Below are 10,768 nucleotides of genomic sequence, written 5' to 3' on the forward strand. Positions count from 1 at the left end.
GTGAAATCTTGTACAGTTCTGCAGTTTGCGCATGGCCGGGCACAGGCAGAATGCTTGACATCCCGCCGGTTCGCGTGTTGAAAGGCCCAAAGATTGCGACAGTCCGGATCATTGGGCTGTCGATTGGAAAAGTTTGATGCAGATTTCAACCCGAACCGGTCCCCGTATCCTTGCCATATTGGGGCCGACCAACACCGGCAAGACCCATTTGGCCATGGAACGGATGTTGGCGCACACGACCGGGATGATCGGGTTCCCGTTGCGATTGCTGGCACGTGAAAACTATGACCGTGCAGTGGAAAAGGTCGGCAAGGGGGCTGTGGCCCTGATTACCGGCGAAGAACGCATCCTTCCGAAAACGGCACGCTACTTCCTGTGTACCGTCGAAGCCATGCCAGTTTCCAAGCAGGTTGACTTTCTGGCGATTGACGAAATCCAGATGTGTGCTGATCCGGAACGCGGGCATGTTTTCACCGACCGTTTGTTGCATGCACGCGGACGTTCCGAAACCATGTTCATGGGGGCCGAAACCATTCGGCCGGTTATCCGCAAGCTGGTTGAGAATGTCGAATTTGATCGACGCGAACGCTTTTCGACACTGACCTATAACGGGTCCAAGAAAATTCAGCGTCTTCCGTCCCAGTCGGCGGTGGTGACTTTTTCTGCACAGGAAGTCTATGCCGTGGCCGAACTGGTGCGTCGCCAGAAGGGCGGGGCAGCCGTGGTTCTTGGCGCGCTCAGCCCGCGCACCCGCAATGCCCAGGTCGAGATGTTCCAGAATGGCGAAGTTGAACATCTGATTGCGACCGATGCCATCGGCATGGGGCTTAACCTTGATCTGAACCATGTGGCCTTTGCGGCGCTGACCAAGTTCGACGGCAAGTTCAATCGAGGTCTGACAGCGGCGGAAACCGCGCAGATTGCCGGTCGTGCTGGCCGTCACATGAATGACGGCACGTTTGGTGTTACCGGAAACCTGTCGGGGGTTGATCCCGATATTATCGAACAGATCGAAGCACATGAGTTCGAACCGCTTGCCAAAGTTTTCTGGCGCAATGCCCGACTTGATTTCCGGTCAGTCGATGCGTTGCAGAAGTCTCTGCGTCGCCGGTCCGATGATCCGACCCTTATTCTGGCACGTGAGCCGGTTGATGAAATCATGCTTGATCATCTTTCGCATAACGAAGATGTCGCACGGATCGCAACGGCGCCCGATCGGGTCCAGTTATTGTGGGAAGTCTGCCAGATTCCCGATTTCAGAAATATCCATACCGATGCCCATCCAAGACTGCTAACATCTATCTATCGCTATCTCGCGAAACCCGGAAGCAAGCTGCCCATCGACTGGTTGGGTGAACAAGTCTTGCGTCTGGGTCGTTATGATGGTGATATCGATCAGTTGTCATCACGTTTGGCAGGTATTCGCGTCTGGACATATGTATCGCACAAACATCACTGGCTCGAAGATGCCAATCATTGGCAGGAACGCACGCGGGCCATTGAGGATAAGCTCTCAGATGTGCTACATGAACGCCTGACCCAAAGGTTCGTTGACAGACGGACCTCGGTTTTATTGAAAAGTCTCAAGGACAAGTCTGAACTCATGTCTACCATCACTGCGAATGGTGAAGTACAGGTCGAAGGTGAATTTGTCGGCCGTCTTGATGGATTCCGTTTCATCCCTGATGAAACCGATGCTGCTTTCGAAGGCAAGGCTATTGCCAGTGCCGCACGCCGCGCGTTGACTGGCGAAATCGCCCAGCGCGTCAAACAACTTGAAACCGACGAAGACGATAAATTCGCGGTGAATGGGCAGCTTGATGTCCTTTGGAACGGTGCGCAGGTTGGTGTGCTGAAAAAAGGTGACACTGTTCTGTCACCCGACGTTCAGGTGATCGACAGCGAGTTCTTTGACGGTCCTACACGCGAACGGGTTCGCACCCGTCTTCAGAATTTCGTCAATGCCCACATCGAAGCCCGCCTTAAAATGCTGACCCGTCTGCGCGATTGTCAGCTTTCGGGGCCGATTCGTGGTCTTCTGTTCCAGCTGAACGAAGGTCTGGGCTGCGTTCCGCGCTCGGAACTCGAAAGCTTGGTCAAGGATCTGTCGGACGAAGACCGCAAGGCGCTTGCCAAACTTGGCGTGCGTCTTGGTGTTGAAACCGTCCATGTGCTTGACGCGCTCAAACCTGATCCGGTTGAGCTGCGCGGTATTTTGTGGGCGGTTGCCCGCGAACTCGATGCGCTTCCGGAATTGCCGCCTGCGGGCCGGACCTCGGTTCCCAATGATCGTGCAAATTCCAAGGGCTTCTATCTTGCTGCCGGTTACATGCCGGTCGGCCCGCTTGCCGCACGTGTGGACATGCTTGAACGTTTCGCGGCCCTTCTGCGTCAGAAGGCACGTGAAAATGATGGCAAGGTTCGTCCGGACCCTGATCTGCTGTCGCTTCTGGGCTGCACCGTCGAACAGGCCGAGGGCGTCTTTACCGCACTTGGCTGGCGCGCCGAGGTAACCAAGGTCAAGAAGTCCGAACTTCTTGCCAAGGAAGCCGAGAAAAAGGCCGAAGAACCCGCCAAGGCAGAAGCTGAAGTCAAAGCCGAAGAAGCACCGGCTGCTGAAAGCAATGAAGCTGCACCGGCAGAAGCAGCAGAAGCAGCACCGGCCAAGGACGAAGACGCGGCTGAAGCGACCGACGCTGTCGAAACCGACGCCGATGGTGATGAGCTGGTCGAAGTCAAATTCTTCGTCCGTGTTGATCGTCGCAAACGTGGTGGTGCCGGTCGCGGTCAGCGCGGCCCGCGTCAGGAAACACGTGGCAAAGGCGGCCCCAAAGGCAAGGGCGGCAATAATCGTCCGAACCAGGGCGGCAAGGGTGGCCGCGGTGGCAAGCCGGGCGGACGTGGTCAGGCACCTGAAAAGAACAACCAGATCAACGAAGATTCGCCTTTTGCCAAGCTTAAGGAAATGCTGGCAGCCAAAGGCTGATTGCAGCAAATTTGATCTGTTGAACGGCGATCCTTGCGGGTCGCCGTTCTGCGTTCCAAATGTAAGTTAATCAGACAGTTATGAGATGCGAATGGCTGTGAAGGAACAGACTGAAAAGCTCAGGATTGATAAGTGGTTGTGGCATGCGCGGTTTTATAAAACCAGATCGCTTGCCAGCAAGGCCTGTCAGTCAGGGCACATTGTTCTGAACGGTCAGTCGGTTTCCAAGGCGAGTGTTTCAGTCGTTGCGGGCGACAGGCTTCAGTTCTTTCAGGGGCCGCATCTGCGAGTGGTCGAGGTTGTCGCACTTGGCGAACGCCGCGGCCCGGCCCCTGAGGCACAGGCACTTTATGTGGATCACTCGCCGCCAAGGATGCCCAAAAAAGAAGTGGCGTCTGATATACGAACCGCACCGGTTGCCGAACGTGAAGCCGGTGCCGGACGGCCGACCAAAGCCGAGCGCAGGGCGCTCGACCGATTGCGTGGTGACGGGGATGTTGGATAGACCTTTATCAAGGTTGTTCTGATGTGACCGGAAGCTATGTGGTTCAAAGCCAGGATGGCGTGAATCTGAATGTCATCAGGTTGTAAATTGTGCATGAATTTCTTGCGCCGGGTTTAGTGATCCGTTATGCATCCTATCTAATGGTATAATTCACCCTCTTTTGGATGGTGTTGATCTGTATGAGCTGGAGCATTCTCGTTTTATGACACGCCGGCCGGGATTGAATATCGGGACTTTGTCGCATTTGCGCGCAGGCCGTTTTTCGCTTTTGATTGCCGCTTTGGTAATCAACCTGCTGTCGCTTGCCCTGCCCATCACCCTGCTGCAGGTCTATGATCGTGTGTTGCCGCACAATTCGATCCCGACTTTGACGCTTCTTATTCTTGGCGTGCTTGGAGCCTTGCTGGTTGAGGCAATGCTGCGTCTTGGGCGCGCCTATATATCATCCCTGTCCGCGGCAAAGTTCGAACATGAAAGTTCTCAAAGGGCGATTGGCCATCTGCTTTCAACAAGTTTGATCGACTATGACAAGACCGCGCCGGGTCTTCATCTGCAACGGCTTAACAGCTTGAACCTGTTGCGTGATTTCTATGCCGGGCAGGCAATCGGCGCGATTGTCGATTTACCTTTCATCATCCTGTTTCTTGCGCTGATTGCCATTATTGGCGGTGTTCTTGTCGCGGTGCCGCTGGGCATTCTTATTGCATTTTTTGTCACGGCATCAATTCTTGGTCGACAGTTGCGCAATGCGCTCGACAAGCGCAGCCAGTCTGACGAACGGCGCTATAATTTCATTATCGAAACGCTGACGGGTATTCACACCATCAAGTCGATGGCGATGGAAAACCTGATGGTGCGTCGTCATGAACAGCTTCAGGAACAATGTTCCGGTGATGATCAGCTTGCCGCACGATCAGCGCACGCCGCGGTAAATGCCAGTGCAACCTTTTCGATGCTGACCATGGTGCTGGTTGCGGCCATTGGCAGTGTGCTGGTGATTGAAGGGCAGCTTACCGTTGGTGGCCTTGCGGCCTGTACGATGTTGTCGGGACGATCCATTCAGCCGCTGCAACGGGCCATGAGCCTGTGGACCCAGTTCCAGAACATCCGTGTTGCCCGCCAGCGCGTCAGGGAACTGTTTGAAATTGATCCCGAAGACAAGCCCGGTGCACCTGAAATGCCATTGCTGAATGGCAAGATCGAGTTGCGCAATCTTGGTTTCGCCCATGCGGATGGCAAAAAGATCTTCGACCGGCTTGATCTGGTGATTGAACCGGGTGATTCGATTGCCATTACCGGCGATAACGGCACCGGCAAGACCACCTTGCTGTGGCTTTTGATGGGGGCTTTGCACCCGGATGAGGGTGACATCTTGCTTGATGGGAAAAGGCCCAAGGATTACAGCGCCGAATCAACCCGTCGACAGATCGCCTATCTGCCGCAGCATGGCGTGATGTTCAAGGGAACCATCCTTGAAAATATCACCGGTTTCCGCAAGGAGATCGGGGTCGAACGGGTGATTGAAATCTCCCGGCGTCTTGGTCTTGATGACATCGTCATGCGCATGCCCGAGGGCTATGACACCGAAGTTGGCGGACAGGCATCCGAAACGCTTCCGCGTGGTGTTAAACAGCGCATTGCCGTTGCACGTGCACTGATCGACTATCCCCGGATTGTCCTGTTTGATGAAGCCAACAGTTCACTCGATATGGCCGGTGACAACATCATGGCCAGCCTGATGCTTGAACTTAAAAAACACTGCACATTGGTGATGGTGTCCCATCGCCCATCCCTGATTGCCTTGGCGAACAAACAATACCGGATTGTTGATCATCATCTTGTCCCTGTTCTGAAACGCAGTAACGCACGGATCACGCGTGCGCAATCAGCGTTCAGCGCACCAGTCGAGACGGGGGCAGAATGAAAAAGCTTGAGAATATGAACTATGCGCTGGGCTACCGGATGGGGCTGGCCAGCACGGATGCCCAGTCGGACTTTGACGCATGTTTGTGGCCATTGCTGCAGGCGCTGGGATGGCGCGGCCTGCCCCGTCAGGTGGCCGAGGCCTTGCCGCATATGGATCAGGCGCTTGATCTGACCGATTTTCGTAACGTTCTGGCGCATCTGAATTATCAGTCGCGTGAAATCATTGCGACCCTTGACCAGATCGACGAACGCATGATGCCCTGCCTGTTTGTGCCAGATAACGGCACGGCACTGGTTGTTATTCGCCCCGAAGATAACGGCATTCGCGTCTTTGATGGCGGGACGGACCGTGAAATGGTGATCCGTTCATCGGCACTGACGGGGAAGGTTTACCAGTTTACAACTGCTGATCGTCGAGCGCGCTATTTCGAAGATGACAAACGCGGATGGTTTGGCGGGATCGCCGACAGATTTTCGTCGCTTGGCTATCAGTTATTGTTGATGACGCTGGTGCTCAACATCATGGCATTGGCGACCCCGATCTTTGTCATGGGCATTTATGACCGGGTGATCGGGACGCGGTCGATTCCAATGCTGATCCAGTTTTCCATCGGTATTGGCATCGTCATTTTGCTCGGCTGGATATTACGCGCATTGCGCAGTCAGATCGTCAGCCATTTTGGGGCGCGTCTTGATACGCTTGTCAGTGGCGCAATTTTTGAACGCCTTTTATCGCTTCCGCCTGCCTTTACCGAACGGGCACCGGTCGGTGTGCAGATTTCGCGTATTCGCGATTTCGAAAGCGTGCGTGAATTCTTCACCGGGCCGATGGCACTGGTGATGCTTGAAATGCCGTTTGTGCCGATCTTCCTGATTGTCATGTTTTATCTTGGCGGGTGGCTGGCCCTTATACCGATCGCCCTGATCGGGGTCTTTTTGCTAATCGGGATTGTGACCTTTCCGGTGGTGTCGCGGCGGGTTGCGGAACTTGGTCGCCATGGTGCCAACCGACAGGAATTCCTTGTGGAAACTGTCGGCAAGATGTCGGTTCTGAAATACACCGCATCGGAAAAACGCTGGCTGGCGCGGTTCCGTGATATTTCGGCTGATACGGCATATGCCGGTTTTCGGGTTTCGATGGTCAATAACGTGATCAATACATCTGCACAGATATTGATGATCACGTCCGGCGCGCTGGTTCTGGCATTTGGTGCAGATCGCGTGATGAATGCGCAGATGAGTGTCGGTGCGCTTGTCGCATCCATGATGCTGGCCTGGCGTGTTTTGGGGCCGATCAATCAGGCGTTTCTTGGCTTGCCGCGTCTGGCGCAGCTGCGCGGCAGTGTCCGGCAAATCAATCGTCTGATGAACCTTCAGCCCGAAGGCGATCTTGTGCCGCGCTCGGTCGAGCAACGCCGCTTTGATGGTGCGATCACGTTCTCGCGTGTCAGCTTCCGTTATACGGCGGATTCTGATCCGGCTCTTGTCGGTGTCAGTTTCGATATAAAACCCGGGCAGGTTGTTGCTGTTGTCGGTGCGAACGGGGCGGGGAAATCATCCCTGATCAAACTGATTGCCGGGATGTATCAGCCACAAGCCGGTGCCGTTCTGATTGACGGGGCGGATATCCGTCAGATGGACCCGCAAGCCTTGCGGCAGGCGATTTCCTATGTGCCGCAGGATATTGAATTCTTCCGGGGGTCGATTGCGCAGAATTTGCGTCTGGCAAACCCTGTGGCATCGCAGGATGACCTTCGCATGGCCTGCATGTCGGCAGGTATCTTGCAGGAAGTGGAATCGCTGCCTGAGGGGTTCGATACGCGAATTGGCGATCAGCATTCATCGCGTTATTCGGCCAGTTTCCTGCAACGTCTTGCACTGGCGCGTGCCTTTGTCCGCGAAGCACCGATCATTCTGTTTGATGAACCGACCAATGGTCTGGACCAGCGCGCAGACCGCGCTTTCCAGCATACCGTCAACCGCCTGCGCGGCGGTTCGACGATATTCCTGATTACCCATCGGCCAAGTCACCTTGATCTGGCCGACCGCATTCTTGTTCTTGATGCGGGGCAGTTGCGCGGCGATGCGCCGCCCGCACGGATCAAGCAACAAGTGATAGACGGAGGCTACCTATGAGCAATGCAGCTGTGCAGAATACTGCGATTGAACGGTTCCGCCGGTCCCGGCGCATGGCACGTTATCTTTCGCACGCGGTGTTGCTTGAAGAAGGCGGGATTTCGATCTTTGTCCGGGCGGCGATGGTGCTGCTATCGGTTGGTTTTCTGGCACTTGTGGCTTGGGCTGCCACCACCCAGATCAAGGAAACCGCCATCACCTTTGGTCAGGTAATGCCAACCGGTGCGGTGAACAAGATCCAGCATCTTGAAGGCGGCATCATCGAACAGATCATGGTGCGCGACGGTGACCTTGTTGAGCCGGGACAGGTTTTGATGCGCCTTAAGGCCGATGGTGCACAGGCTGAACTTTCGCAAACCGAAACCAAACTTGGAAATTTGCAGCTTGAATCCGAACGCTATCGTGCCTTGGCCGAAGGTCGCGAACCGGATTTTGCAACCCTGCTTGCGCAATATCCCGAACTGGCGCGCAACCAGCAGGAAATTTACAACATCCAGACCGAGCTTGATAATAACCAGTCCGAAATCCTTCAGGTCCAGATCAAGGAACGTAACGCCGAACTTGCACAATTGGCCGAACAGGAAGCCACCTTGCGCAAGTCGGTTGATCTGTTGAATCAGGAAGTGACCATGCGCCGTTCGCTCTATGAACAGGGGCTGAATTCCAAGGTGCTGTTCCTGAACATCCAGCGCGAGCTGAACGAGGCACAGGGTAATCTTTCCGGGGTTGTTGCCGAACAGGCGCGCGCACGCGAAACCATCGCCGAGGCAAATTTGCGTTTGAATGAGCTTGAAAAAAGCCAGCGTGAAGAAGCCATTACCGAGCTTGGCCGTTTGGGAGGTGAAATTGCCCAAACCCGCGAGGCCCTTCGCAAACTGCGGGATCGTGTCGCACGTCTGGAAATTGTTGCGCCGACACGCGGTTATATCAAGGGACTGCAATTCACGACAATTGGCGGGGTGATAGCCCCGGCCCAGATCGTCATGGAGCTGGTGCCGGCAGATGACGATCTGATTGCTGAAACACGGATATCGACCGAGGATATCGGGCATGTGCATCTTGGCCAGCCGGTGACGGTCAAGGTCAGCGCATTTGACTTTATACGATATGGTGGTATTTCCGGCGAACTGGTATCGATTTCTGCATCTACTTTTGTTGATGAAGAGGGACGACCATATTATAAAGGCAAGGTTGCCCTTGATTCTGACACGGTTGGAGAAGGGGTAGTTGCTCAGAAGATCATACCCGGCATGACTGTCCAGGCGGACATCCAGACCGGGGAACGTACCCTTCTTCAGTATTTGCTGAAGCCGGTATATGTCTCGCTTGATCAAGCGTTTAAGGAACGATGAGCGTATTTTTGGTCCCGCTGGAAATGATCATGTCATTTCTACTGCCTGGCCGCACAATTCTCTGGTGCAAACTAGGGATTCTATACTAATGTATAGATGTGTGAGTTGGGCGAAACCCTTCTCGCACTTTACGGAGAATGGGTTTGATGGCGGACGATCCTCGCGATACGGAAAATTCACGCAGTGACGGTGATGGCGGCGACCTCAATCAGGGTGCTGCATCGGACGATTTGATGCGCGCGGACGAGCAGGACAGCGAAACGAACGAACTGGTCGAAACCCAGGGCGGTCAGAACGAATCTGGCACACCGCCCGAACAGGAAATCGGTTCGGTCCAGTACGGAAACCTGGCTTTCAACCCGCAGGGCGAAGCGCAGCAGGCCTTCCGCCGCCAGAATGCTGCATCCCAGCGTCAGGAACGTGTCGAGGCCGAAGAGGCGACCGAAAAGCAAACCATCGCCCAGAATGAAGCGGCCGAGATTCAGAACAATCTTGATACAGGTGCCGACACCATTGACACCAATATCGGTAATGATGGTGCCGATAACATCTCGCTGCAGTCCGATCCAAGCACAATCGAATTGCCTGAAATTCCGCTTTCGACGAACGATACCAATGCCTTGCGTGGTGATCGCGAAGATATCCGCGGGGACGGTCGTGATGATCGTGGCCCGGACTTCATCCCGACCGAAGAACAGACGCCAGAAGCCGAAACCGAGGTTCTGGAGCTGATCGAAGAAGACGAAAGCATCGAAGAAACCGAGACGGTTGAAGAAACTGTCGAGGCGCCCAAGGTTGCCGATACGCCTGATTTGAAGGTCAGTAATGTAACAGGATCGGAAGACAGCGCGATTTCGCTTAATGTTTCCGCCGCACTCAATGATCTTGATGGTGGTAGTGAAACACTCTCGATCACGATCTCAGGTGTGCCCGATGGTGCGGTATTGTCTGCCGGAACCGATAATGGCGACGGCACCTGGACCGTATCTGCCGGGCAGCTATCGGGACTGACCCTCACGCCCCCGGATGACTATAGCGGCAGCTTCACCCTTTCGGTAACCGCGACCAGTCGCGAGGCCAATGGCAGCACAAGCACAACCTCATCAAGCTTTACGGTCGAGGTCGGGGGTGTTGCCGATGGTGCAACACTTGATGTGTCCGATGCATCGGGCCGCGAGGATAACGCGATTGCCCTTGATATCGACACCGAACTTCTTGATGGCAGCGAAAGCATCTCAGTCACCATCACCGGTGTTCCCGATGGTGCAGAACTGTCGGCGGGGACCAATAATGGCGATGGCACATGGACCCTTGATCCTTCCGAACTCGAAGGCCTGACCATCACCCCGCCTGAAGACTTCAGCGGTGAAATTGATCTGTCTGTACTTGTCTCCACCACGGATGGCGATGATACAGCCGTGGTGATGGAAGACATCAAGGTTGAAGTTGCAGGCGTCGCCGACACCCCGACGCTTGAAGTGTCGGATGCTTTGGGCAGCGAAGAAGGTGCAATTGCGCTTGATATCGATGCGGGCCTGACCGATGCATCGGAAGTTCTTTCGATCACGATCTCCGGTGTTCCGGATGGAGCCGTGCTGTCTGCGGGGACCGATAATGGTGACGGCACCTGGACGCTGTCTGCCTCTGATCTTGAAGGGCTGACGATCACGCCTGCCGATGATTATTCAGGGTCGTTCGATCTGGGCGTCACCGTCACCTCGACCGATGGTGACGATACCGTAACCACTTCCGGCTCGATCACCGTTGATGTTGCCGGTGTTGCAGACACCCCGACCCTTGAAGTCTCTGATGTTTCCGGCAGCGAAGAAGGCGCGATTGCGCTCGATATTGACGCTGGCCTGA

The 10,768-nt window shown here is 54.9% G+C and carries 6 protein-coding genes; all 6 read left to right on the plus strand.

Annotated features, from left to right (window positions below; translation table 11 throughout):
* Positions 1 to 136: 136 nt before the first annotated feature.
* Positions 137 to 2,986, plus strand: coding sequence for a helicase-related protein (locus TH30_RS11605; RefSeq protein ID WP_114098251.1), 2,850 nt, complete (start codon positions 137 to 139; stop codon positions 2,984 to 2,986).
* Positions 2,987 to 3,077: 91 nt separating this feature from the next.
* Positions 3,078 to 3,491 carry an RNA-binding S4 domain-containing protein gene (locus TH30_RS11610; protein ID WP_114098252.1) on the plus strand — a complete coding sequence of 138 codons (414 nt, stop codon included), beginning with the start codon at positions 3,078 to 3,080 and terminating at the stop codon, positions 3,489 to 3,491.
* A gap of 202 nt (positions 3,492 to 3,693) precedes the next feature.
* Positions 3,694 to 5,415, plus strand: coding sequence for a peptidase domain-containing ABC transporter (locus tag TH30_RS11615; protein WP_114098276.1), 1,722 nt, complete (start codon positions 3,694 to 3,696; stop codon positions 5,413 to 5,415).
* Positions 5,412 to 7,553: a peptidase domain-containing ABC transporter gene (locus TH30_RS11620; protein ID WP_114098253.1), complete on the plus strand. Its 2,142-nt coding sequence runs from the start codon at positions 5,412 to 5,414 to the stop codon at positions 7,551 to 7,553. Before TH30_RS11615 ends, TH30_RS11620 begins: the two co-directional genes overlap by 4 nt.
* Positions 7,550 to 8,905 (plus strand): HlyD family type I secretion periplasmic adaptor subunit, encoded by a 1,356-nt coding sequence (locus TH30_RS11625; protein ID WP_114098254.1) that lies wholly within the window; start codon positions 7,550 to 7,552, stop codon positions 8,903 to 8,905. The genes TH30_RS11620 and TH30_RS11625 overlap by 4 nt, the downstream gene beginning before the upstream one ends.
* Positions 8,906 to 9,051: 146 nt before the next feature.
* Positions 9,052 to 10,768 (plus strand): hypothetical protein (locus TH30_RS11630; protein ID WP_220150307.1); only part of this gene is annotated, 1,717 nt, incomplete at its 3' end.

Source organism: Thalassospira profundimaris, from assembly GCF_003326795.1.
GTDB classification, from domain to species: Bacteria; Pseudomonadota; Alphaproteobacteria; order Rhodospirillales; family Thalassospiraceae; genus Thalassospira; species Thalassospira profundimaris_C.

What these genes read in the sequence shown, in the direction of transcription:
- TH30_RS11615 (WP_114098276.1), top strand. Translation starts at nt 3,694, where the DNA reads ATGACACGCCGGCCGGGATTGAATATCGGGACTTTGTCGCATTTGCGC.
- TH30_RS11605 (WP_114098251.1), top strand. Translation starts at nt 137, where the DNA reads ATGCAGATTTCAACCCGAACCGGTCCCCGTATCCTTGCCATATTGGGG.
- TH30_RS11620 (WP_114098253.1), top strand. Translation starts at nt 5,412, where the DNA reads ATGAAAAAGCTTGAGAATATGAACTATGCGCTGGGCTACCGGATGGGG.
- TH30_RS11625 (WP_114098254.1), top strand. Translation starts at nt 7,550, where the DNA reads ATGAGCAATGCAGCTGTGCAGAATACTGCGATTGAACGGTTCCGCCGG.
- TH30_RS11610 (WP_114098252.1), top strand. Translation starts at nt 3,078, where the DNA reads ATGGCTGTGAAGGAACAGACTGAAAAGCTCAGGATTGATAAGTGGTTG.